At 61.3% G+C, this 23,700-nt stretch carries 25 protein-coding genes; 6 read left to right on the top strand and 19 right to left on the bottom strand.

Annotated features, from left to right (window positions below):
• Window positions 1–11 precede the first annotated feature (11 nt).
• The 3 genes from IFT66_RS01395 to IFT66_RS01385 all read right to left on the bottom strand — a co-directional run bounded on the left by IFT66_RS01395 (window position 12) and on the right by IFT66_RS01385 (window position 2,506).
• Window positions 12–812, bottom strand: coding sequence for a hypothetical protein (locus IFT66_RS01395; RefSeq protein ID WP_192076594.1), 801 nt, complete (start codon window positions 810–812; stop codon window positions 12–14).
• Between the two features lie 71 nt (window positions 813–883).
• Window positions 884–1,708 carry a VOC family protein gene (locus IFT66_RS01390; protein WP_192076593.1) on the bottom strand — a complete coding sequence of 275 codons (825 nt, stop codon included), beginning with the start codon at window positions 1,706–1,708 and terminating at the stop codon, window positions 884–886.
• Between the two features lie 45 nt (window positions 1,709–1,753).
• Window positions 1,754–2,506 carry a DUF899 domain-containing protein gene (locus IFT66_RS01385; protein WP_192076592.1) on the bottom strand — a complete coding sequence of 251 codons (753 nt, stop codon included), beginning with the start codon at window positions 2,504–2,506 and terminating at the stop codon, window positions 1,754–1,756.
• 54 nt (window positions 2,507–2,560) lie between these two features.
• On the opposite strand from IFT66_RS01385, the gene IFT66_RS01380 reads away from it, so the two are divergent.
• Complete coding sequence (locus IFT66_RS01380) at window positions 2,561–3,007, top strand: MarR family winged helix-turn-helix transcriptional regulator (protein ID WP_192077110.1); 447 nt, start codon at window positions 2,561–2,563, stop codon at window positions 3,005–3,007.
• A gap of 83 nt (window positions 3,008–3,090) precedes the next feature.
• Here the strand turns inward: IFT66_RS01380 and IFT66_RS01375 are convergent, their stop codons facing one another.
• On the bottom strand, window positions 3,091–3,513 hold the full coding sequence (locus IFT66_RS01375; protein WP_192076591.1) for an organic hydroperoxide resistance protein: 423 nt from the start codon (window positions 3,511–3,513) through the stop codon (window positions 3,091–3,093).
• A 12-nt stretch (window positions 3,514–3,525) separates the two neighbouring features.
• Here IFT66_RS01375 and IFT66_RS01370 point away from each other — a divergent pair, with 12 nt between their 5' ends.
• Window positions 3,526–3,804: a hypothetical protein gene (locus IFT66_RS01370; protein ID WP_192076590.1), complete on the top strand. Its 279-nt coding sequence runs from the start codon at window positions 3,526–3,528 to the stop codon at window positions 3,802–3,804.
• 265 nt (window positions 3,805–4,069) lie between these two features.
• On the opposite strand, the gene IFT66_RS01365 is transcribed toward IFT66_RS01370, so the two are convergent.
• The 8 genes from IFT66_RS01365 to IFT66_RS01330 all read right to left on the bottom strand — a co-directional run bounded on the left by IFT66_RS01365 (window position 4,070) and on the right by IFT66_RS01330 (window position 13,337).
• Window positions 4,070–4,879: a hypothetical protein gene (locus IFT66_RS01365; protein WP_192076589.1), complete on the bottom strand. Its 810-nt coding sequence runs from the start codon at window positions 4,877–4,879 to the stop codon at window positions 4,070–4,072.
• On the bottom strand, window positions 4,876–5,577 hold the full coding sequence (locus tag IFT66_RS01360; protein ID WP_192076588.1) for a hypothetical protein: 702 nt from the start codon (window positions 5,575–5,577) through the stop codon (window positions 4,876–4,878). Before IFT66_RS01360 ends, IFT66_RS01365 begins: the two co-directional genes overlap by 4 nt.
• A 118-nt stretch (window positions 5,578–5,695) precedes the next feature.
• Window positions 5,696–6,421 (bottom strand): L,D-transpeptidase, encoded by a 726-nt coding sequence (locus IFT66_RS01355; RefSeq protein WP_092661600.1) that lies wholly within the window; start codon window positions 6,419–6,421, stop codon window positions 5,696–5,698.
• Window positions 6,422–6,706: 285 nt separating this feature from the next.
• The gene (locus IFT66_RS01350) at window positions 6,707–7,531 is read right to left on the bottom strand and encodes a L,D-transpeptidase (protein WP_113111249.1); all 825 of its coding nucleotides are present in this window, start codon (window positions 7,529–7,531) and stop codon (window positions 6,707–6,709) included.
• Window positions 7,532–7,613: 82 nt separating this feature from the next.
• Window positions 7,614–8,522, bottom strand: coding sequence for an alpha/beta hydrolase family protein (locus tag IFT66_RS01345; RefSeq protein ID WP_192076587.1), 909 nt, complete (start codon window positions 8,520–8,522; stop codon window positions 7,614–7,616).
• An 87-nt stretch (window positions 8,523–8,609) separates the two neighbouring features.
• Window positions 8,610–10,247: a cisplatin damage response ATP-dependent DNA ligase gene (locus IFT66_RS01340; protein WP_092661596.1), complete on the bottom strand. Its 1,638-nt coding sequence runs from the start codon at window positions 10,245–10,247 to the stop codon at window positions 8,610–8,612.
• A gap of 500 nt (window positions 10,248–10,747) precedes the next feature.
• Window positions 10,748–11,758, bottom strand: coding sequence for a ligase-associated DNA damage response exonuclease (locus IFT66_RS01335; RefSeq protein WP_192076586.1), 1,011 nt, complete (start codon window positions 11,756–11,758; stop codon window positions 10,748–10,750).
• A gap of 40 nt (window positions 11,759–11,798) precedes the next feature.
• Window positions 11,799–13,337, bottom strand: coding sequence for an MDR family MFS transporter (locus IFT66_RS01330; RefSeq protein ID WP_192076585.1), 1,539 nt, complete (start codon window positions 13,335–13,337; stop codon window positions 11,799–11,801).
• Between the two features lie 122 nt (window positions 13,338–13,459).
• Between IFT66_RS01330 and IFT66_RS01325 the strand changes: the two genes are divergently transcribed.
• Together IFT66_RS01325 and IFT66_RS01320 are read left to right on the top strand one after the other, a co-directional pair.
• A complete protein-coding gene (locus IFT66_RS01325; protein WP_113167485.1) occupies window positions 13,460–13,990 on the top strand; it encodes a MarR family winged helix-turn-helix transcriptional regulator in 531 nt (176 codons plus the stop codon).
• A 92-nt stretch (window positions 13,991–14,082) separates the two neighbouring features.
• Window positions 14,083–15,462, top strand: coding sequence for a TIGR03808 family TAT-translocated repetitive protein (locus IFT66_RS01320; RefSeq protein ID WP_192076584.1), 1,380 nt, complete (start codon window positions 14,083–14,085; stop codon window positions 15,460–15,462).
• Here IFT66_RS01320 and IFT66_RS01315 read toward each other — a convergent pair.
• Window positions 15,459–15,773, bottom strand: coding sequence for a type II toxin-antitoxin system RelE/ParE family toxin (locus tag IFT66_RS01315; protein ID WP_192076583.1), 315 nt, complete (start codon window positions 15,771–15,773; stop codon window positions 15,459–15,461). The genes IFT66_RS01320 and IFT66_RS01315 overlap by 4 nt on opposite strands.
• On the bottom strand, window positions 15,770–16,051 hold the full coding sequence (locus IFT66_RS01310) for a ribbon-helix-helix domain-containing protein (RefSeq protein WP_062453529.1): 282 nt from the start codon (window positions 16,049–16,051) through the stop codon (window positions 15,770–15,772). Before IFT66_RS01310 ends, IFT66_RS01315 begins: the two co-directional genes overlap by 4 nt.
• Before the next feature lie 146 nt (window positions 16,052–16,197).
• Here IFT66_RS01310 and IFT66_RS01305 point away from each other — a divergent pair, with 146 nt between their 5' ends.
• Entirely contained in the window at window positions 16,198–16,845 is a 648-nt protein-coding gene (locus tag IFT66_RS01305) for a glutathione S-transferase family protein (RefSeq protein WP_113112185.1), read from the top strand.
• A 285-nt stretch (window positions 16,846–17,130) separates the two neighbouring features.
• Here IFT66_RS01305 and IFT66_RS01300 read toward each other — a convergent pair whose 3' ends face one another.
• Both IFT66_RS01300 and IFT66_RS01295 read right to left on the bottom strand, forming a co-directional pair.
• The gene (locus IFT66_RS01300; RefSeq protein WP_192076582.1) at window positions 17,131–17,766 is read right to left on the bottom strand and encodes a glutathione S-transferase family protein; all 636 of its coding nucleotides are present in this window, start codon (window positions 17,764–17,766) and stop codon (window positions 17,131–17,133) included.
• A 23-nt stretch (window positions 17,767–17,789) separates the two neighbouring features.
• A complete protein-coding gene (locus tag IFT66_RS01295; protein WP_192076581.1) occupies window positions 17,790–18,797 on the bottom strand; it encodes an asparaginase in 1,008 nt (335 codons plus the stop codon).
• A 101-nt stretch (window positions 18,798–18,898) separates the two neighbouring features.
• Here IFT66_RS01295 and IFT66_RS01290 point away from each other — a divergent pair, with 101 nt between their 5' ends.
• A complete protein-coding gene (locus IFT66_RS01290) occupies window positions 18,899–19,636 on the top strand; it encodes a DUF3750 domain-containing protein (RefSeq protein ID WP_113112188.1) in 738 nt (245 codons plus the stop codon).
• Window positions 19,637–19,740: 104 nt separating this feature from the next.
• On the opposite strand, the gene IFT66_RS01285 is transcribed toward IFT66_RS01290, so the two are convergent.
• From IFT66_RS01285 to IFT66_RS01275, 3 genes are all read right to left on the bottom strand, one after another.
• Window positions 19,741–19,887, bottom strand: coding sequence for a DUF1127 domain-containing protein (locus IFT66_RS01285; RefSeq protein ID WP_082471856.1), 147 nt, complete (start codon window positions 19,885–19,887; stop codon window positions 19,741–19,743).
• Window positions 19,888–20,470: 583 nt separating this feature from the next.
• Window positions 20,471–21,472, bottom strand: a complete 1,002-nt coding sequence (locus IFT66_RS01280) for an NAD(P)H-quinone oxidoreductase (RefSeq protein ID WP_174195809.1) — start codon at window positions 21,470–21,472, stop codon at window positions 20,471–20,473.
• 100 nt (window positions 21,473–21,572) lie between these two features.
• A complete protein-coding gene (locus IFT66_RS01275) occupies window positions 21,573–23,381 on the bottom strand; it encodes a GGDEF domain-containing protein (RefSeq protein ID WP_062453535.1) in 1,809 nt (602 codons plus the stop codon).
• Between the last annotated feature and the right edge of the window lie 319 nt (window positions 23,382–23,700).

Here is a 23,700-nt window from a genome sequence, read left to right as displayed (position 1 = left end):
GGGAACGGTCGTCAGCCGTTCGGGTAAGCAGCCGAGACGGGCACGAATTCGTCGTCGCGGACGGGTGCAGCAGGGGCTGCTTGCGAGCCCGCGAGTGCCTTTTCGCGCCAGGTTTCGAGGAGCCAGGCAAGCTGTGTATAATCGAGCCCGTAGGCATCGTGCAGGCCGGAATTGCGGCCGGTCGCATCGCGGCTCATGCGGATCAGGGCGGTTTCCGGAAGCGTGACATCGTCGAACACGACCATCTTCATCTCCAGCTTGGGCAGAAAGCGAACGGAGATCGGCGTCATCGCGCCGGCCTTGAAGCCCTCGACATCCTGCCAGCGCCAGAATTTGCGACGCCCGAGCGTGACCATGGTCAAGCCCTCGCCATCCAGTTCCAGCCGCTGACCGACAAGGACGCCCGCCATCATGACGGAGGCGCAGAGCGACAGGAAACCGACGCCCAGCCAGAGAATGACCTGTCGCAACGCCGGCATTGGCGGATCGGTGGGGTCGGCATCCAAAAGCAGAAACAGAAGCAGGACGGCGAAGGCTGCGCAGCCGACGGCCAGCGAAAAATAGCGGACGCGGCTGGAATAGAGGGTGACCGGACCGGGAAAGCGCGAAATCAGCGTTGCGGCATCCACCCGCCTTCGGTGGAAGGTTTGCGGCCAGAGCATATGCGCAAAAACGAAGGCGCCTGCCCCGAACAAGGCGAGCACCGGCCAGCCGCCCCGGAAACCCGTCAGGACCATGATGATGCCGGACAGGGCCAGGAATGTGCTGATGCTAAAGAAAACAAGGCTCAGCGGACGGGGCAATGGATGCATGAGTGGGTCCTCCGGCCTTATGCTTGAAGGTGCAATTAGGCCTGACGAGGACAGGTTCAAGGTTTCGGGGGTCAAGAGCGCTTCGGAGCGACGAGGCAGAAGAAGGCGCCCTGCGGATCGGTGGCCTGGACGATCCAGCTTCCGCCGGGCACTTCCATCGGCCCGAACAGGACACTGCCGCCGCCGGCCGTGATCCGCTCGATGGCCGCGTCAATCGCCTCGACGTTGAAGTAATAGGACCAGCACGGCGCAGGCACCGTGTCCGGTTTCGTCATCATGCCACCGATCGCCTGGCCGGGATGGCCGTCATAGGCAAAGATGCGGTAGACGCCCATCTCGCCCATGTCCATGTCATGGTCCTTCGCCCAACCGAACACGCTTCCATAGAATTCGAAAGCCTCCTCGCCGTTGCCCGCCATCAGTTCGCGCCAGCCGAGATTGCCGGGATCGGCGGGGCCGAGCTGGCGGGGCGGGTTTGCCGGCGGGATCGGCGTCATGATGCAGAGAACGGCCCCATGCGGATCGGCCACAACAGCAAACCGGCCGACGCCCGGAATATCCTCGGGTTCGCGCTGGATGCGTCCGCCAAGGGAAACGAAATCCCTCGCCGTTTCATCGACATCGTCGACGGCGACATAGCCGGTCCAGTTCGGCGGCATCTTGCCTTCAAGCTCCGGCGGAAAATGCATCATGCCGCCGATGCCGGGGCAATTGTCGCCCTCGCCCATTTCGAAGAGGAAATAGGACGGCATGTCGGCCATGCCGAGTTCGCGGACATTCCAGCCGATGACAGAGGCGTAGAACTTGCCCGCAGCTGACGTGTCTGACGTGATCAGCTCGCACCAGATGAATTTTCCATGCGTGTCCGAACGGGATTTCGAAACGGTCTGCAGCATGCCCATCTCCTCCTGTGTATGTTGAACGGACCCGGCGACATGCGCTCAATGGCAGCAGGATGACGCCGGTTGCTCGGGCTTTTCCGCATACTCGTCGTGGCGCTTGAGGAAGCTCATCGTCTTGTCCTCGTTGCGGCCGAGCGGCGCGCGGTCGAGCAGCATCAGCGTGCCGATCACCTCCTCCGGGCCGCGGGCATAGGTGGAATAGGTATGGAAGATCTCGCCGGGCTCATTCTTGTAGAAGGCGGACAGGCCGGGAAGCTCCTCGAAGCCTTCGCTCGCGGGCATGTCGCGGAAATTGTAGTTGATCGTCTCGCCCTGCATCTCTTCTTGCGTGAAGGAAACGCGATAGTCGTGGTTGAAATCCGTGGCGTAGGACGAGACCCAGGGAAACTGCCAGTTCATGCGGGCCTTGTAGGCTTCGATTTGCCCCAACGTGCCGCGTGAGACGGCGACCAGGGTGACGTCGTGATGGTTGAGATGGACAAGGGTTCCGTCGAAATGGTCGGCCATGAAGGAGCAGCCGACACAGCCTTCGCTCCAGTCGGGACCGAACATGAAGTGATAGATCAGCAGCTGGCTGCGACCGGCGAAGAGATCGGACAAGGTCTTGCCGCCCTCCGGCGTGTCGAAGACGTAGTCCTTGTCCACCCGCACCCAGGGCAAGGCGCGGCGGGCGGCGCGGACCTTGTCACGCAACCGCGTCTCCTCCTTCTCGAGCGCCAGAAGCTCGAGCCGCGCCTTCAGCCACTCGTCTTTCGACAGGACGGCATTGGTCGGGAATGCGCTGACATCCATAAGAACCTCCCCTTTCTTGACAGAATAGGTTGATATCAACATAATATGCCCATGCTGTCAAATGTCGATTCGGTTCCGTTTTCCGCCACGCTTCATGTGCGCGACACCTGTCTTTGCCTGCATGTGCAACGGGCAGCGCGAGCCCTGGCGCGAACCTTCGATACGGCGCTGAAGCCGGTTGGATTGAACAATGGCCAGTTCTCACTGATGATGTCGCTCAACCGACCACAGCCGGCGACGATGAAATCCGTCTGCGACCTGCTTGCCATGGACCGCACGACGCTGACTGCGGCCCTGAAAGTTTTGCACGCTCGTGGCTGGATCGGCAGCGCCGTTGACCCGAAGGACAAGCGCGGACGGCTTTTGACGCTGACGCAGGATGGCCGCGCGGTTCTGGCGAAAGCCCTGCCGATCTGGGAAGAGACGCATGCAGAGCTTGATGCCGCGCTGCCCGGCGGCAATGCTGACCAGCTGCGAGATTCGTTGAAGGCTGTGAGCTGAACGCGGCCCGCTGAAATCCGGGCAAACAAAAAGCGGCCGAAGCCGCTTTTTGCCGTCCCTTGGCGGGACAAAGTCGCGTCGTGTTACTCGACGGTAACCTGAACTTCTGTCGAAGTCCGCATCGCGTGGCTGTAAGGGCAAACGATATGGGCCTTGGCGACAAGGTCTTCGAGCTGGGCCCGTTCGATGCCAGGGGCGTTGACCGACAGCGAGACTTCGATGCCGAAGCCGCCGCCATCTTCGCGCGGGCCGATGCCGACCGTTGCGGTGACCTTGGCGTCGTCAGGGATCTTCACCTTTTCCTTGGCAGCGACGGCCTTCAGCGCGCCGAGGAAGCAGGCCGAATAGCCGACTGCAAACAGCTGTTCCGGATTGGTGCCGGTGGCGCCATCGCCGCCGAGTTCCTTCGGAACCGTCAGCGTGACGTCAAGCACGCCGTTGTCGGAAGCACCGTGGCCGGAGCGGCCACCGGTTGCGGAACCCTTGGTCGTGTAAAGAATGGGCATGGAGTAACTCCCTTGGTGATTGGTATTGCCGGATCAACGCGCACGCATTCGATGGCACGAAACCTGAACCGGCATCAGTCCAGCGACATGGTCGCTAGGCAGGAGATAGGGCATCAGGCCGTGACGTCACCATCAAGCCCCCCAGAAAAGATGGCGACGAAGGATGCGGATTCGATTCCGCGGCTGGATACGCAGCGTACTTTGCGGTTCATGGCATCGCACATGCCTCTGAAGGGACGTGAAAGTCTGATGTTGCAGCCGCTCGGCTTACCTATCCAGAATATCTGGTGATCATGAACCCCGGGGAAGGCGAAGCGTAGACGGTTAAGCCGCTCAGGGAGCGGCTGGCGCAATCCGACCCTGTTGCCTGGAAGCGAAACCGCGACGAGCGGCAGGTCAATGCACCGGAGGATTGTCTCGACATGAAGGCGCAGTCGGCGAAAGTGATGGCGGCCATTAGTCAGGCGCTCGGCTGCAGCTGTGACGGGGAAACCGCCCCGCGCGAAGATGTCGACGCGAAGGGACCGGCTCGACCTGTCAGGGGAATAGCGCTGCGTCAACCGCCTACAGCAGATCCTGGAACATACGCACGCAACTGGACAGCGTCACCACCCGGCATGCATGACATCGTCTTCCATCCGATACGGCCTTTGTCAGTCTCTGCGCCGCAGCTGGTTTGGAATTCAAGAAGCTTGCTTTTTGCGACCGGGGAAAGCTCCAGCCTGCCCTGCCATTTAATAAGACCTTGGCCCAGATCCTGGTCGTCAGGAGGCGCGGTATCCGGGCTCAACGAATACACAAAGTCACTTGTTGTCGCGATTGTCAGGTCGCGGAAGGCGGCGGCCTTAGCCGTATCTCCGGACGTCGCAAACGCCGTGCTTAGTTCCGACGAAAGCTTGACGACCTTGCCAACATCTCCTGAAGAATAGGCACTCTTAACTTCCGAAATCGCTGACTGAAGGGCTGGACTAACGTTAGGCACGTTCTCCTCGCCAGGATTCAAGTATAACATATAGTTAGTGCTTGTTACCCTCCGCATGGTAAACCTGAAGGAGATTTCGGCGCCGTCTTTGCATTGATGCATATCTGTGGGGTTGGACTGATACAGAGCTGCCAATGCCGGTCGCGCCGAGTAAATCGTCGATGGCGTACAGGTGCTTTCCGACACACTGACAAGCTCATCATTTCCAACCATCGTGACAAAGGTTTTTGGCTCGCCAGGGCCTCCCTTGTAGATGTAGGCTTTGAAGCTGGAAGGCGTGGCTCCCTCTGCGGAGACTTTGAACTTTACTTCAGCCGCGTCCGCAACTGGCAAGCTGATCACGTAGGCAATGACGCAAATAGACGCCTCAATCCAACGGGTCATGGCGCATTCCTCTCCTTTGGCTTGAGAAGTAATTCGAACGTCGCGGGCTTGCCGTCCGGCAGCACGACGCTAAGGCCGGGGCGCGGCTGGTCTTCTGACGGCCTCTTCTTACCGCCAAACACCATGCGCCCGATCCAGAGTAGGAGAGCAAGTGCAGCGCTGATGAGTACGACCATTGTTACTGTTGCGTACCACTGCACCAAGAACGCATAGAGCCTGTTCTCATTCGCGAAGAGGACAGGGGTGTTCTGCGGCGAGTCATGCTTGTAGCCGAAACCAAACACAGGTCGATCCGCCCGGCTAGCGAGAGACATCTCAAGAGATGCAGACGCGTTTGGCGGCAGTGTCAGATCAAATGAGACTAGGCGGTCTGACGACGAGGGATCCAGCCTTATACTCCACGGTGAGCCCGGCCTGTCACGTGCTATCTCGTCTCCCGTCCGTGAGCTCTTAGCGAAGCAAACAGAAAGATTAGGGCAAATCATATCGACGGTGCCACCGTTTAGCGTCGTCTTGTTTGAAAGGTTGGTGAGCGTCAATACTTCAATGATGCCGCCGTCTTCTTCGAAGACCCGAGCTTCATAACTCAGGATGGCTATTTCAGACAGATCTTTACGGATCTCGAGAAACAGCCAGGAAAAGACCGAGACAAGAAGTGTCAATAGATAAGGTGCGGCAGCACCGCGCAGAATGTCCATTCCGGCCCCCCAGCCTTAAGTGACGCCTTCGACTATAGGAGGTGCTCCGCTAAAATGCAACCAAAACAAAAAAGGCCGCATCGCTGCGGCCTTTTTGATCGAACGTTGCGGTGGCTGCTTACTGCCAGACGACGACGCGGGCCTTGTTGGGGACGCGCTCATAGAGGTCGATGATGTCCTGGTTCATCAGGCGGACGCAGCCTGAGGAGACGGCTTTGCCGATCGAGTTCCATTCCGGCGAACCGTGCAGGCGGTAGAGCGTGTCCTGGCCGTTCTGGAAGATGTAAAGCGCGCGGGCGCCGAGCGGGTTTGTGAGGCCCGGAGGCATGCCGCCGTTTGCGATCGAATACTTGACCAGTTGCGGCTGGCGCGCGACCATTTCGTCCGGCGGGGTCCATTTCGGCCATTTCTGACGCCACTGGATGACACCTTCGCCGCTCCAGGCAAAGCCATCGCGACCGATGCCGACGCCGTAGCGCATGGCCGAACCGCCGGGCTCGACCAGATAGAGGAAGCGCGACGGGGTGTCGACGACGATCGTGCCCGGGCGTTCGCCTGTCGGATCGACAACGCGCTGGCGATAGTAGCGCGGATTGATCCGCTCATAGGGGATGGCCGGGATGAGATAGCCACCATCTTCGACGGCGCCGTACATCATTGCGGCTTCGGGATCACCGCCAACCGGCGGAAGGCCGTCGTTGCGGAGGGCGACGCCGTCACGGTAGGTGACGATGTTGCCGGAAGGGCCCGGCGCAGTGGAAGCGCAGCTCGCGAGCGTCGAGGCAGCGCCGACACCCAGCATGGACAGGAAGCCCCGTCGGGAGAAAGAAGAGTTGGAAATCATGTTCGGAAAGTCACCCTAGAGGAACGCGTCACTGCAAAAGCAAATTTTAACGGCAATCGAACCGATTGGTTCCCTGCCTGATGTTTTGCTCCACTATCACATAACGCGGCCAGCTTCATCGACCATTCACGAGGTTGACACACACCATCACAGGGATGCGACACAGCCTGTGTCCCCTGCGCAACAGCGTGATCACTTCACTGTGTGTGGCGGCAGATACGAGGCCCGGGGGATTGACGCGCGAGATGCAAGCTTGCCGTGGGCAGTTTCACCACGCGCTAGCCGTCAGAGAACGAGGATCGGGGTGCCGTTGGGCACGCGGTCGAACAGGTCGATGACATCCTGATTGAGCATGCGCACGCAGCCGGATGAGGTTGCCCTTCCGACGGACTGCCAGTCCGGCGTGCCGTGAACGCGATAGAGCGTATCCTTGCCGTCCTTGTAGATATAGAGCGCGCGGGCACCGAGCGGGTTGTTGAGGCCGGGATCGGCGCCGCCGGCTGCTGCCGCGAACTGGCGCAGTTCCGGCTGGCGTGAGACCATTTCGCCCGAAGGCGTCCAGCGCGGCCACTTCGCCTTGCGCTGGATGACGCCGCGGCCGGACCAGGCAAAGCCCGCCTTGCCGAGACCGACGCCGTAGCGGATCGCCTTGCCGCCGGGCTGCACGAGATAGAGGAAGTTGGCGCGGGTATCGACCACCAGCGTGCCGGGCGCCTCATTGGTCTGGTAGGACACGTCCTGACGCAGGAAGCGGTTGTCGATGCGCGAATAGGGAATGGCCGGCAGCGTGTGGCCGTCGTCGCGGATCACCTCATACATGACCCGGTGCACGGGGTTGGAGACCGGCATGCCGTAGGTCTGGTGGAACTGCGTCTGGTAAAGCTGGCGCTTTTGCGGGATCGCCTCCTTCTGGGGAAGAGGCTGCGGCTGGACCGGCTCGTTATAGGCCGGCTGATAGAAGACCGGCGTGGTTTCGCGGGCAAACACGGCCGGGTCCATGCGGGTCGTATCGGTGACGAACGGCACCTGGCAACCGCTGAGCGCCGTCGTCGCCACAAGAACGGCCGCAAGACCGGAGGTCCGGCTGAGCGATAAGGCTTTGTTTTGCATGGCAGTCCCGCTTCGGCATTGATGACGTCGGCGGCAATCTGTCAGTTAGCGCTTTCGCGAGGCTGGAGCGGTGGCGACTGGATCACGTGAACTGATTGAAGAAGCGGATGCTTTCGACCACGGCTCCCGGCACCACGCCGCTGTGATTGCCCGGCAGAAGCTTCTTGTCGATCGCAACGCCAGCAGACCGCGCACGATCGATCAGCAGCTGGTGGTCGGCATCAAAAGGGCGCTCTTCCGACCCGCGCAGAAGCAGCGTCGGGCATTTGAGGCTCGGCCCAAAACAGGCCGACGACCGCATCACGAACTCTTTCGGATCGGCCGCATCGAAGGGCACTTCGTTCGAGTATCGGGTAAAGAAGCGCCAGGAATTGACGCCGGCGGAAATTGGAACTGCGGCCCTGAACCGGCGCGTCATGCCAGATAGAAGCGACAGCGTGCCGCCATTGCTGTGGCCGGCGATGAAGATCCGGCTGCGATCGATGCCGGGCAGGTTTTCCAGATAGGTGGCGGCTGCCAGCGCATCGGCGGTTTCGTCATAGAAGCCGGAGAAATTGCCGGCCTGGCCGTTTTCGCCGCGAAAGGATGGATGCAGGACCACGAAGCCCGCTTCCCAATAAGCTTTCATCAGTTCCCAGTGGCCGTCGCCGGTGGCATTGCCGCCGTGCAGGAAAAGCACGGCCGGTTTCGGCTTGCCCGAGGCTTCGTAATGGGAAAGCCAGGCGATCAGTTCGAGCGAGCCATCCGGACCGCCGCGATAGAGGACCTTTTGCGCACCCGGCGGGGTCCCAAGCGGTGGCGAGGCTTCGGGTGCCGGACCATGCTTCAGAAGATGGGTGCGGAAGCGGCGCCTGGCTTCGGCATAATCTTCCTTTTCCAGCGGCAGGGTTTCGGGGACGGGAAAGGGCGCGGCCAGGGCCTGGGGTGCAGCAAGGGAACCAAGTGCACCGAGTGCCAGACCGGTCATCAGCATGCGGCGGGTGATTGACATGGAACGACCGTCTAAAAGGATATGAGTAATCTCAGATATCGGGATTGAGCGTAACCCCGACGGTTCAGAACGCAAGCGGGCCAGCGGTCACATCTTCGCGTCCGCCGTTTTGGCATCGATCATCGCGGTCAGCGTTTCCAGCCGGTCGGCATCGCGCGGCAGCTTGTCCATCCGCAGCCGCGCAATGCGGGGAAAGCGCATGGCGACGCCGGACTTGTGGCGCGTCGAGCGGTTGATGCCCTCGAAGGCAACTTCCAGCACGAAGCCGAAATCCTTGTCGGCGCGCACCGCCCTTACCGGACCGAAACGCTCCACCGTGTTGTCGCGCACGAACTTGTCGAGCACTTCCAGTTCCGCATCGGTAAAGCCGAAATAGGCCTTGCCGACGGGCACGAGATGATCGCCATCCGGGCCATCCGTCCACACGCCGAAGGTGAAATCGGAGTAGTAGCTGGAGCGCTTGCCATGGCCGCGCTGGGCATAGAGCATGACCGCATCGACATTATAGGGATCGCGTTTCCACTTGAACCATGGGCCTTTTAGCCGGCCGGCCTGATAGACGCTGTCGCGGCGCTTGATCATGACGCCTTCGATGACCGGGTCCGGCGGATCGCGGCGCAGGGCTTCGAGCTCATCCCAGGTGGTGAACGGCACGAGATCGGACAGGTCGAACCGGTCATGCGGGGCGTGGCCGATCACCTCGGACAGGCGTTCGCGGCGCTCGAGGAATCCTTTTGCACGCACATCCGCCTCGCCGTCGAACAGGATATCGTAGGCGCGTACGAAGGCGGGGTAATCCTCCAGCATCTTCGCGTTCACAGTCTTGCGGTTGAGGCGCTGCTGCAGGTCGGAAAAGGTGCGGGTGGGATTGTTGGATCGCATCGTGCCGCCGACGAGAAGCTCGCCGTCGATGACGCCATCGAAATTGATCTGCTCGACGATATCGGGAAAGGCACCGGTGATATCATCGCCGGAGCGGGAATAGAGTTTCTTCGTGCCGCCATGGGCCGACATCTGGACGCGGATGCCATCCCATTTCCATTCGGCGGCGTAATCGGCGGGATCGAGCTTTTCGAGATCGCCGCTCTCGACCGGATTGGCGAGCATGACCGAATGAAAGATCGCCGGCGTCGCCAGAACCGGCTTGTCGGCATGGCCTTCCAGCCAGGCAAACAGCGACACATAGGGCGGCTCCAGCCCGTGCCAGAGCGTTTCGATCTCGGTCACGTCCTTGCCCGACATTTCCGACAGCGCCTGCTTTGCAAGCCGCGCCGAAACGCCGATCCGCAGCGACCCGGTGACGAGTTTGAGGAAGGCGAAACGGCCGGAGGGATCGAGATGATCGAGCAGATCGCGGACGGCTGCTCGCACTTCGGTGCGGCCGAGCGAATTCATCCGGGCGACGACTTCGGACAGAAGCGGCTGCTCGGCGTCGGTCGTGTCGTCCTTTTCGAGGCCATCCCAGACGAGCGCAATGGTTTCGGCGAGATCGCCGACATAGTCGTAGGAATACTGAAACAGAACCGCATCCATGCGCTCCAGCACCAGCTCGCGCAGCATGGCGGGCTTGACGCTTTTGAGATCGAGCGCGCTCGCCAGCGCTGCCAGCCCATAGCCGCGATCGGGATCGGGCGTGGTGCGGAAGTAATCGACCAGCAGGGTGATCTTGCCGTTGCGCGAGGGGGTGAGAACGAGGCGATCGAGGAGTGTGGCGAAGGGTTTCATGGGCGCAGCACTCTTCGAAAAACCCCCTCTGGCCTGCCGGCCATCTCCCCCACAAGGGGGGAGAAAACCAGCGGCACGGAACTGGTCCTGTTGTGCGACAGCGGCGCGACGAGCTCTAGCCCTCCCCCTTGTGGGGAGGGTGGGGAGGGTTGGGAGGGGCCTTTTTTCAGCAGCAAATGCATCATCGATCCCCCTCTGGCCTGCCGGCCATCTCCCCCGCAAGGGGGGAGAAAACCAGCGGCACGGAACTGGCCCTGTTGTGCGACAGCGGCGCGACGGGCTCTAGCCCTCCCCCTTGTGGGGAGGGTTGGGAGGGGTCTTTCTTCAACAATCCACGCATCATTCATTCCCCTCTGGCCTGCCGGCCATCTCCCCCGCAAGGGGGGAGAAGATCTGGGGCACGGCACAGCCCCTGGTGTGCGACAGGGGCGCGACGGGCTCTAGCCCTCCCCCTTGTGGGGAGGGTTGGGAGGGGTCTTTTTGCAGCAATCCACGCATCATCAATCCCCCTCGTCTTCGTACCCGACCAGATGCAGCGGCCGCGCTGGAATGCTCTTCAGTTCACACCAGCGCACCAGCGCTTCCTCGCGGCCGTGGGTGACCCAGACTTCGGAGGGGGCAACCTCGTTGATGGTTTCCAGGAGTTCGGGCCAGTCGCAGTGGTCGGAAATCACCAGCGGCAGCTCAACGCCGCTTTGTTTGGCGCGTTGGCGCACCATCATCCAGCCGGAGGCAAAGGCGATCAGGGGTTCGTTGAAGCGGCGGGCCCAGCGATCCTGGAAGGCCGAGGGCGGGCCGACGACGACGGCGCCCTTGAACAGGTCGGGGCTGCTCTTGTCGATCGTGGCGGGGCGGATTTCGCCGAGCGCGATGCCCTGGCTTTCGTAATAGTCGCAGAGTTTTGCGAGCGCGCCGTGGATATAGATCGGTTCGTCATAGCCGCTGTCGCGGATCAGGCGGATGACCCGCTGCGCCTTTCCAAGCGCGTAGGCGCCGACCATGTGGCTGCGGTCGGGAAATTGCTTGAGCGAGGTCAAGAGCTTGCCGATTTCCTCGCGCGGGTGGGGATGGTGGAAGACCGGCAGGCCGAAGGTTGCCTCGGTGATGAAGACATCGCAGGAGACGGGCACGAAGGGTGCGCAGGTCGGGTCGACGCCACGCTTGTAATCGCCTGAGACGACGATGCGCAGATCCTTATGCTCGAGCGCGATCTGGGCGGAGCCGAGCACGTGGCCGGCCGGATGGAAGCTGACATTGACGCCGCCGACATCGATCACCTCGCCCCATGCAGCCTCCTGTTCGGAGGTGCAGAAGTCGTCGCCGTAGCGGATCTTCATGATATCGAGCGTCTGGCGGGTGGCGAGCACATGGGTGTGGCCGGCGCGGGCATGGTCGGAATGGCCATGGGTGATCAGCGCCCGCTCGACGGGTCGCACCGGATCGACATGGAAGCCGCCGACGGGGCAGAACAGGCCTGCCGGTGTGGGATGAAGCAGTGCCTCGGGTTTCATACGACGAGAAATAGGCGGGGAAAGCCCGCTTGGAAGAGCCTTAAGGGGTGGGCAGCTTGTTTTGTTGTGCGGCGGCCGAGACTTGCGCTGTCGGCAGGCGTTTCGGCTTGAGGAAAAGGGCCGCGATCAGGCCGATGGCGGCGATCACGGCGGCGGCGAAGAAGAGCGGCGTGAAGGCGGAGAAGTAGACGGAGGCCACCGCCTCGCGCGAGGCCTGCGGCAGCTGATCGAGCACTTTCGGGGTGAGTGCGCCGATATCGGCAACGCCCGGAATGACCACCCCGCTGCCCTTGACCGACGAGCCGATGATGGCGCCGTAGAGCGAGATGGCGATCGAGGCGCCGCCCATCCGCATCAGCGTCACGGCACCGGTGGCAGCTCCCATATCTTCCCGCGGTGCGGAATTCTGGACGCCGATGATCGGGGCCTGCTGGCCGAAGCCGACGGCAAGTCCCTGCAACATGAGAAGTATGGCGACGAGCCAGAGCGGCGTAGCCGACGTCACCTGCGACAGAAGCAGAAGAGCGCCGATGCTCATGACCAGTCCCAGGACCGCGAACGGCTTGTAGCGGCCGGTGATGGAAATCAGCCTTCCCGCCGACATGGAACCGACGACGATGCCGCCGGTGAGGCCGATGAAGAACAGGCCGGCCTGCGACGGCGACAGGCCCGTCGTCGTCTGCAGGAACAGCGCGTAATAGTTGACCATGCCGATGCCGACCGCACCCGAGCAAAGCGTGATGATGAGAAACAGCGAGAAGGTGCTGTCCCTGAACAGTTTGAGCGGCACGATCGGTTCCGGCACCCGGCTTTCGACGAACACCCAAAGGCCGGCGCAGGCCATGCCGAAGCCGAGAAGGACCAGCGATTCGATTGCCATCAGCGAGCCGAACAGCTGGTGGCTGTCGGCGAAGGTGACGAGGCTCGCGATCGTCAGCGCCAGCACGACGGCGCCGGCATAATCGATCTTCGGCTTGCGCTGCGGGCGGCGATAGGGAAGCAGCAGGGCAAGGCCGGTCACGACGATGACGCCGAGCGGCAGGTTGATCAGGAAGATGGAGCGCCAGCCGAACAGATCGCTGAGCGTGCCGCCGAGAACCGGGCCGATGCTTCCGGCAGCCATGATCATCAGGCTGGAATAGCTTTGATACTTTGCCCGCTCGCGCGGCTCGAACAGATCGGCATTGATCGAGAAGATCGACACCATGATGCCGCCGCCGCCAAGCCCCTGGAAGACGCGCGCCGCAATCAGCGAATTCATCGACCAGGCAAAGCCGCACAGAACCGAGCCGAGCGTGAAGAGAACGATGGCAAACAGCATCACATATTTGCGGCCGAACAGATCTCCCAGCTTGCCATAGATCGGCATGACCGAGCTCATGGCCAGAAGAAAGGCCGAGGACACCCAGCCGAAACTCTCCATCTGGCCGAACTCGCCGACGATGGTGGGAAGAGCTGTGGAAACGATGTGATTGTCGAGCGCCGCCATGAACAGCGCCGCCATCAGGAACCAGAAAACGAACAGACGCTGCCGTTTGTCGGCAACAAGCGGGGTCTGGGCCGGGCGTGACATATCCATGGCATACTTCCTGAGAGGTCGGCGAATTTATGTGACTTCAGCATATATTTGTCAACAGCAGGCAGATGCGCCCAGCAACAATTTCGTTGAAACAACCCGGCACCTGCTGATAAGTTGCAGCGATGACGACCACGATTTCTGCATCAGACCCACAGCCCTCGACCGAAACCGCCGCATTTGCGGAGGGTCTTTCGCGTGTCAGCGACAACCTGACCCGGATGCGGCATCTGATGGGGCGACGGATGATCGCGCGCACCGCGATCGCCAACACGGTTCCGGGGCTGGAAACGGCGCATCTCGACGTGCTTGACGTGATGGGCAGGATCGAGGGCGAAATCACTGTCGGGGCGATTGCCGAGACGATGCGGATCGACCCGTCGCGCGGCAGCCGTCTGGTGACCGATCTTGTGTCGCGCGGCGTACTGAGGCGCGACGCTTCGCAGGAGGACGGGCGGCGCTCGCTGCTGGTCAGGACCGAACTCGGCGATGCGTTGCTGACCGAGCTACAGGCGGTCAAGCGTTCGCTGCTGGTGAATGTGCTGGGCGACTGGCCGGAGGAAGAGCTTTCGGCGTTTTCGCATCTGTTCGAGAAGTTCATTTCCGGCTTCGAAGCGGTCTATCCCGGCGGCGCAGGCCGTCCCTCTCCGACCTAACCGGGCCTGACCGCTTTCGCATCCGTCCCGAAACCACACACTTCCGCTGGCACGGAAAATGCGTGTCCAAAGGGGATGATGGAGACGGCTGAATGATTTCGAGACGCAAAATGCTGGGCTGGGGCATGACGGGCGCGGCAGTTGCGGTGCTGCCGCTGCCAGCGCTTTCAGCGCCCGCAAGCGTTTCGACCGTTGACCTCCGCGGCTCGATCGACGCGCGCGACCATGGCGTGGCGCCTGACGGCAGCGACGTTTCCAGCCGCAAGCTGCTGGCGCTGATCGAACAGGCGGCGCGGCAGAACAAGCCGGTCTATCTGCCGCCCGGCGACTACCGCGTCTCGGGCCTCGATCTTCCCGACAATACAAGGCTGGTCGGCGTATCAGGCGCTTCCAGGCTCGTCTATTCCGGCGACGGATCGTTTATCCGCGCTAACGCGGCACGGCGGATCGAGCTTTCCAATCTGGTGATCGACGGCGGCAATCGCTGGCTGGATGATCAGACCCCTGCCCTCGTGCATTTCTCCGGCATTCCCGACGTTTCCATCGACAATTGCGAGATCCTCGGCGCGCGAAAATCCGCCATCCAGCTGGAGCGGTGCGGCGGACGCATCGAGCGCTCGAAAATATCAGGCGCTGCCGATTACGCGCTCTACGCGGTGGAAAGCACCGGCCTGTCGGTGACCGGCAACAACGTGTTCGATTGCGGCAATGGCGGCATTCTCATCCATCGCTGGGAAAAGGGCGTCGATGGCAGCATCGTCACGGCGAACCGCATATTCCGGATCGGCGCCAGAAATGGTGGCACCGGGCAATATGGCAACGCGATCAACCTGTTTCGCGCAGCCAACGTGATGGTGAGCGGCAACCACATCACCGACTCTGCCTTTTCGGCGATCCGCGCCAACAGCTCCTCCAACGCGCAGATTTCCGGCAACCAGTGTTTTGGATCCGGCGAGACGGCGATCTATGCGGAATTCTCGTTCGAGGGCGCTGTTATCTCGGGCAATACGGTGGATGGCGCGGCAAACGGAATTTCCGTTGTCAATTTCAACGAAGGCGGCAGGCTTTCGACCATTTCAGGTAATATCGTCCGCAACCTTTCGGCAACCGGCCCCTACAAACTCGACGGCGCAATCTTCGGCGTCGGCATCAGCGCCGAGGCCGACACGGCGATCACAGGCAACGTGGTGGAAAACGCCGCCCTCTGGGGCCTGGCCCTCGGCTTCGGCCCCTACCTGCGCAACGTCGTCGCCGCCAACAATATCGTGCGCGGCGCCAACGTGGGTTGCGCCGTCAGTGTAGCCGAGGGCGCCGGTTCGACTGTGATCACCGGCAACGTCTTCCAGGACGTGAACGATGGCGGCGTGATCGGCTATCGCTGGACGCAGGCGGCGACGGAAGAGTTGGGCGGGTCGGGCGATGCGGCGGCGGCGTTTCCGCATTTGACGGTTATGGGGAACCGGGTGGGTTAGGTTTCGGGGTCGGGAGCGTCGGGGTCGAAGTCTATGTTGCGGCCGTGGTGGAAGATGCGCAGGATGATGACGGTGTCGCCCTTGATCATGAAAGCGATCGTCGCCTTCTTGCGGTAGCCGACAAGGCGCACGCCGAGTTTGCTTTCCAGGCGAGATCCCCGTTCCGGAAAGAGCTCGAACGAGTGGCAGTGGTCGACGATTTGGTCGACATAGCGCCGGGCAACCCGTTCTCCGGCACGTGGCAAGAGATAGGTCAAAAGTTCGATCACATCGTCTTCGGCCGCGTCAGAAAAGCGAACCGTGTAGTTCATTTTCCGTCGCCAACCATCCGGTCGATCCTGGCGTGCAAACGCTTGCGTGTCTCCTCCAGCGGACGGGTTTTAATGGTTCCCGCGTCGATGGCCTGAAGCGTCGGCACCACCTCGTCCCTCAGCCACTTCTCGATCGCCGCATCGTGTGCTGCCATCGGGCGCAGGCCCTCGGCGATCACGTCGCTTTCCGAGGCGTATTCGCCGGAGGCGACCTTGGCTTCGACCATATCGGCGATCTCGACCGGCAGGGTGATGCTGAGCGAACGGGTGGCGCGCATGGGGTTGGCCCTTGGAAAGATCAGAATGTGGGTGACTATACCGAAAACGAACGCTGACGTCCAACCGGTCGATTTGAGGGGGCGGCATCTTTCGTTCTGCGGCGAAGCACTCTAGCGTCGCCCGCGAAACACAATGGGAGATACGCATGCTGAAAATCTATGGCGTCTATCGTTCGCGCGCGACGCGGCCGCTCTGGTTGATCGAGGAACTGGGATTGCCGTTCGAGCATATTCCTGTCATCCAGGCCTATCGGCTGGATGACGCTTCGGTTGATGGCGCGCCTGTCAACACGCGGTCGCCGGAGTTTTTGAGCGTCAATCCGATGGGCTCGATCCCGTCGATGGACGATGACGGGTTCGTGCTGCACGAGTCGCTCGCCATCACGCTCTACCTTGCCCGCAAGCATGGCGGCGAGATTGCTCCGAAGACGATCGAGGAAGAAGCGCAGATGGTGCAGTGGTCGCTGTTTGCGGCAACCAGCGTCGAGACCCCTGCCCTGACGATCCAGTCGTCCAGTGCGTCCACCGACGAAGGCAAGGCGGCGATCGAGGCAGCTGCACGCACGCTTTCGCGGCCGTTCGACGTGCTTGAAAAGCATCTTTCCGAAGACGGTTTCATGGTGGGCAAGCGGTTTACGGTGGCCGATATCAACGTGACGGAAATCGTGCGTTACGCGCGCAGCCATGCCGCCCTGTTCGACGGCCGCCCGGCGCTGAAAGCCTGGTATGACGGCTGCGTCGCCCGGCCCGCCTATCAGGCGATGTGGGCAAAGCGCAACGCCGAGCCGGCCTAACGATCAATTGGCGGGTTTCGCTGCTGCTTCAGATTGCCAACAGAGGTATTGCCGAACAAATCTTTGAGGTCACTCAAGACATTGAGCCGGTTGCCTCAACTCCCCTAAATCCTCGCCCTCGTGGCGAGGATCCAGTCAGCTCAAGTCCTTGAGCTGAAGGAGTCTCTGACCCGGCAGACGTCGGGTCGCTGGATCCTCGCCACAAGGGCGAGGATGAGGGAGACTGGGTATCGCTCTCGCCAAATGAGCTTCTTCAGAGTTTGCCAGCAGTCTGCGGCCTGACGATCAGGCGGCGGGCTTTGCTGCCGCTTCTTCCGCCAGCACCCTTTGCACAGCCGGGCGCATCTCGATGCGCCGGTAGTGGGCGGCGACCTTCGGGAATTCGGCCATGTCGACATGGTCGCTTTCCAGCCAGCCGGTCATAACGAAGAGATAAGCGTCGGCGACCGAAAACGTTTCGCCGAGCACGAATTGGCCTTCGACAAGATCGTTCTCGATCAGAGCGAAGCTGTCGCGCATGGTCTGCGGCACCTTGGCGATCATGTCCGCATGCGAGGCGGCATTATCGGCCCAGCGCGAGCCGCGGCGGCCATGGGCGTGGTTGATGTGGACGGTGGAGGAGAGATAGGCGTTGAAGGCCTGCATTTTTGCAAACAGGAAGGGATCGTCCAGCGGCGCAAGGCTCTTTTCCGGCACGAGCTGGGCGATGTAGGGAAGCAGTGCGACGGTTTCCGTCAGCACGCCCTTGTCCGTGACCAGTGCCGGCACCCGGCCCTTCGGGTTGACCTTCAGATAGGCTGGCGATCGCTGCTCGCCCTCGGCAAAGCGGATGAGCGAGACCTGATAATCGAGGCCCGACTCGGCCAGCGCGATATGGCTGGCGCGTGAGCAGGTGCCGGGCGTGATGTAGAGCGTCAGCATCGATCCGTATCCCTTCGTCGGTATCAGGCAAACAGCGCGTCGGTGACCCGCACTTCGCCGACGGTGAGGCCGTTCCAGTTCTTCATCGTGCGGTTGGCCATTGCCATCAGCTTTTCCTCCGTCTCGCCGCCCTTTTCGAAATAGCGGGCGATGAGCGCGAAGATCATCGCTTCGGCGGCGCGGGTCGTACCGTCCTCGCATTTGACCGCCATGGCAATGCCCTGATCGGGAAGTGCCGCGACGAAAACGCCTTCGGCACCGGTCTTGGCAAAGATCTTGCCCGGCGCCAGTTCCATCAGCTTGGTGCAGGCGCGGCCGGTGCCGGCGACATAGAACGGTTCGGCCATGCAGGCATCCATCAGCCGGCGCGATGCTTTCGCCCGTTCGTTGGACAGGCCGGTGCCGGTCAGCATTTTCGCAAAGCCGTGGGCGAGGCCCTTGAGCGGCACGGCATAGGTCGGGATCGAGCAACCGTCGATGCCGCAATTGTCTTCAGCCAGAACCGCACCGGTGAGGCTACCCATCACGTCGCGGATTTCCTTCTGCAGCGGATGGTCGTAATCGACATAGCCCTTCAGCTGCGTGCCGGAATGGACGCAGGTGCAGACGAAGCCGGAGTGCTTGCCCGAGCAGTTGTTATGCAGCGCCGTCGGATATTCTATGGTGCGGGCCTGGTGGATGAGCGAGGCCTGTTCGGATGCCCAGTGGGCGCCGCATTCCATGTCGTCGACACTCTTGCCGGCCTTGGCCAGCATCGAGGCCGCCATGGCCACATGCGCATCTTCGCCGGAATGGGAGGCGCAGGAAAATGCCAGCTCCTTGTTGCCGAAGCCATAGGCATCGGCTGCACCGCTTTCGATCAGCGGCAGCGCCTGCATGGCCTTGCAGGAGGACCGCGGAAACACGCCGGCTTCGGCATCACCGAAGGAAAACAGCGTCTTGCCTTCGCCATCCACGACAACGCCGAGGCCGCGATGGCGGCTTTCGACGAGAGAGCCGCGGGTCACTTCAACGGTCACGGGATTTTGCATCGGTCAGTCCTGAATTTGCCGGCTTCTATTGCTCATTCGGCTTAAACGCCATTTCGGCGGCGTTGATAGCCGTTTCGGCGATTTGTTGCACGGGAATGTTTATGAAATCGGTAAAGCGGTTGCTGCTCCTTATCTTCGTCGTATACCTTCTTCCCACCTTCGCTTCCGCCGGCCTTTGGGCGATGCGCGAACACCCGTCCGGCTGGAGCGCCGCGCGCTGGTCGTCGGCCGGCATCCTGCCCAAGGCGAACGAAAGCAACGATGCGGCGATCTATATCTTCTCGGCGATGACGGGTGGGCTGAAAGGTTCGGTGGCAAGCCATGCCTGGATCGTTACCAAGGCAAAGGGTGCGGCCACCTATACCCGGTATGACAAGGTGGGCTGGGGCAACCCGATCCGCCGCAACCACCGTGATCCGGACGCCTTCTGGTATTCAAACCCGCCGCAACTGGTGGCATCGGTGACGGGATCGAAGGCGGAACTGCTGATCCCCAAGATCGAAGGCGCGATTGCCGCCTACCCCTACGCCGAGCCCGGCGGCTACACGATCTGGCCGGGACCGAATTCCAATACATTCGTGGCCTATGTGCTGCGCACCGTGCCCGAGATCGGCGCGGTTCTCCCGCCGCATGCGGTGGGCCGCGACTATCTGCCGGATGGGGAATTCGTGCATCTGGACGAGGACAGCCGCGACCTGCATGTGACTCTGCGCGGACTGTTAGGCTTTTCGGTGGGTGTGCGGAGCGGCATCGAGGTCCATTTCCTCGGTCTCGTCGCGGGCCTGGATCTGGCCCGTCCCGGCATCAAGGTACCGGCGCTCGGACGGATCGGCATCTAGCCGAGAGAACAGTGCCGCGATGCATGGGAGCCATGCATGAAACGCAAAACGCTCGCAGACTTGCGAGCGTTTGCAAACATTCGGATTATACGATCAGAAACCGATCAGAAGCCGACGGCAGTGCGTGCGACGCGACGGATATCGCTACGGTCGATACCGAGGTCGTGGAGTTCGCGCGAGGTCATACGGTCCAGTTCGGTGACCGTCTGACGATACTTGCGCCAGTTGTTGATGGTGCGTGCTACGTTCATGATGATCCCCTTTCCTGAGGCTTTCGAAGCTTCAGCTGCCAGATGCTGGCGCTTTCTCTTGCTTCGATGACCTCTTTATACGCTGCCCAAGGATGAAGCAGAAGCACTGAAGCGTCAGGCCACCCATGCGCGCCATGCATGTCTTTCCAGGGTGCATGTCAGGGAATTGGTCATCATTGCCAGGCAGGATGGAAGACCATCGAAATTTGCGACCGGCAGACATGGAAAAGGGCCGCTTGAGCGGCCCTTCCATGAGTTTGGTCCGGTTGAACGAACCCGGGCTGCAATCATGCAGTCCGAAGGAAGATGTCATTCAGGCCGAGGGCTGCCCCGTCAAGACCAACAACTTTCCATTGCCCGCTACACAGACCGAAATCTCATTAGACATTGGACCACCTTCCTTTCATTACGTTGATGATGATCAGAAGGTAGGTGCGATCTGCGGCGCTTGCAAGGCAAGTTATGTAAACAATCGAAGATATTATTGAGTTGCGGATCGGCGGCGGTTCGACCACTATTCGCGCAGCCGGTGGCGGGGTGCCTTCCGGGCGATGCCCAAGGCCACCCCTGCCCCCAGGTTTCATCACCCCAGCTGCATCACGATCTTGCCGATATGGCTGCTGGTTTCCATCAGCCGGTGCGCCTCGACCACGTCGTCAAACGGCACCACGGAATGGATGACGGGTGAGACCTTGCCGGCTTCGAGAAGCGGCCAGACCTCGCTCAGCAGTTCGTCGCGGATCGCCCGCTTTTCGTCGGCGGTGCGGGGCCGCATGGTCGATCCTGTCACCGTCAGGCGCTTGACCATGATCGGTGAGAGATTGACCTTTTCCGCCATGTTGCCGCCGAGGAAGGCGATGATCGACAGGCAGCCGTCCTTGGCAAGGACCGACAGGTTCTTTTCGAAATAGGAAGCGCCGATCATGTCGAGCACCACATCGACGCCCTTGCCGTCGGTCTCGGCCTTGATAACCTCGGCAAAGTCCTCGGTCTTGTAATTGATCGCCTTGGTCGCCCCGAGCTTTTCGCAGGCGTCGCATTTGTCCTTCGAGCCGGCGGTCGCATAGGCCGTCGCGCCGAATGCCTTGGCGAGCTGGATCGCGGTCGTGCCGATGCCGCTCGAGCCGCCATGGATCAGCACGCTCTCGCCTTCGGTCAGGCCCGCCATCTGGAACAGGTTGGCCCAGACGGTGAAAAAGGTTTCCGGCACGGCTGCGGCCTTCACCGCATCATAGCCTTTCGGCCATGGCAGCGCCTGGCCTGCCGGCACGACACAGTATTCCGCATAACCGCCGCCGTTCGACAGGCCGCATACCTTGTCGCCGATTGCAAATTCGGTGACGCCCTCGCCGAGCGCCACCACTTCACCGGCGACTTCGAGGCCAAGGATCGGGCTTGCATCCTTCGGCGCCGGGTAGTTCCCCTGGCGCTGGGCGACGTCGGGCCGGTTGACGCCGGCGGCTTCCACCTTGATCAGTATTTCGCCTGATCGGGCCGACGGGCACGGGCCGGTGGCATGGGTCATTACATCGGGCGCGCCGAAGGACGGCAGGTCGACGAAACGCATCTGGGACGGCATGGACATGGGTCTACTCCTGTCAGTATCTGACGACTGACTTAGGACAGTGCCCCTTGCTTGGAAAGGCGGAGGTTGGATGCATGCGTCCGGTTGAGCCGGTGTGGCGCTACTCTGCCGCGTCACCGTAGCTTGCAAAAACAAGGCCACGGTCGCTCTCCTTGGCGGCAACCTTGACCGTTGCGATCTCCGTTCCGATCCGGGCGATATCGTCGAGGATCAGGCCCTGCGGCAGATGGACAACGCCGATCGAGCAGCGCAGCAAAGGGAAATCGCGCTCCACGCCGGTGCGGTCATGGCCACGGATCCGGCCTGCCGCCCGCTCCTCTTCCGAATAGAGCGCAACGGCGTCATCGTGGAAATCCGATAGAAGGCGCTCGAGGATTTCCTCCAACTCGTCGCGGGACCAGTCGCGAATGCCGATAAAGAAATCGTCGCCGCCGACATGGCCCAGAAAATGTTCGTCGGAGAAGAAGTAGCGCTTCATCAGCGCCGCAAACAGCGAGATTGCGTGGTCGCCCATCTGGAAGCCGTAATGATCGTTGAACGGCTTGAAATGGTCGAAGTCGCAATAGCAGAAGAAGCGCTGCTCGTCGTCATCGCGGCCGGCCTGGTACATGAAGTCGCGGATGGCCCGGTTGCCGGGAAGACCCGTCAGCGGGTTCTGGTCCTGGGCGATCTTGAGCTGCTTTTCGTTGACCACCTTGATCAGCGATGCCGCCGAGACGACGCCGGCATAACGCATGTTTTCGGTAAGGATGACGCAGGCGCTGTTTTCCATGTTGGCAAACAGGCTCATCAGCTCTTCCGCCTCGGCATCCAGACCGATGATCGGCGCGCGCTCGACGAAATGGGCGATGGTGCGCTCATAGACCTTGTTCTTTAGGAGATCGCGGCCGAAGGGCTGATAGATAAATTCCTTGAGGTGATATTCGTTGATGACGCCGCGCGGTTCGCCATTGGCGTTCAGCACCGGAAAGAAGGCCTGGCGCGGATTGCGGCGAAACAGTTCAAAGACGCTGTCGATGCTCTCGTTCTCGAACACGGTCGGCAGTTTTTCGATCTGCTTGCGGATGAGGATTTCGTCGAGAGACTGGCTGGAGCGGCGCGACAGACCGATTGCGGCCAGATGCGGATAGGCCGGCTGCAACTCCGTGACGAAGCTGGTGGGTCTTGCGATGAAATAGCCCTGTACCAGATCGACGCCGTATTCACGGCAGGCCAGAAATTCGGCCTCGGTCTCGATGCCTTCGGCAATCACGCGTATGCCGAGCACATGGGCAATGTTGACGATGTTCTTGACGAGATGCCGTTTGCGCGGATTGACATCGATATCCGAAATGAAGTGCCGGTCGATCTTCAGGTAGTCGACCGGGTAGTCGCAGAGCAGCTTCATCTCACCATGGCCGACGCCGAAATCGTCAATCGCCAGCTTGAAGCCTGCCTTGCGCATCTCGCTCATCAACTCGGCAAATTCCGGCACCGAGGTGTTGTCGAACCGCTCGGACAGCTCGAAGCAGACCGAGGACGGCGCGACGCCTGCCTGGCGCAGATGCTGGACGATCTTTTCGAGGAAAAGCTGGCCGTCGCGGATCATCCGGACATCGAGATTGAGAAACAGCGTCTGGCTGGAGAAATCCGGAAGGCCAGCGAATTTGGCAAGGGCCCGGTGGGCGACCATCTGTTCGAGCGCCAGAAGCTGGCCGCCGTCATGGGCCTGGTCGATCAGTTCGAGCGGCGAGGCAAAGCCGAGACGGTCATGGCCGCGCAGCAGCGATTCATAGCCGAACACGGACCCGGTGGCGACCTCCACGATCGGCTGGAAGGCGTTCTCGATGACGAGCTTGGCCAGAGGCAAAAGCTGATCGCTGGCATAGCGACGGAAAACGCCCGGTTCCAGAACGGCCGCAGACGACATGCAATTCACCCCATTTACTGCGTGGGCACGATCCGCCCGGCGCCTTATTCACGGGCGCCACCTTTGCCTCCATTGGTCAAAAATACCTTTCCCGCAAATGACAGTTCGATGAAACTTCCATGACAGTAATTTATGTTTCTAATACAATGAGTTGTAAATACTACATCGTCTGGCTTGGGCAGGTGCGGTCCCGCGTCAACGCCACGAGCCAAGCTTAAGCTTCCACAGGGATTTCCCCCACAGTCCCCGGCCTTGCGCTTTTGAGACAGCGCTGTTCGCAATCCCTGCTTGATTGCGCGGCCAATCGAAAATAACTCAT

The organism is Rhizobium sp. CFBP 13726 (assembly GCF_014841925.1).
In the GTDB taxonomy this organism is placed as follows: Bacteria; Pseudomonadota; Alphaproteobacteria; order Rhizobiales; family Rhizobiaceae; genus Neorhizobium; species Neorhizobium soli.
The sequence above is the reverse complement of the archived record's forward strand: the minus strand, read 5'-3'. Positions and strand labels throughout refer to the sequence as shown.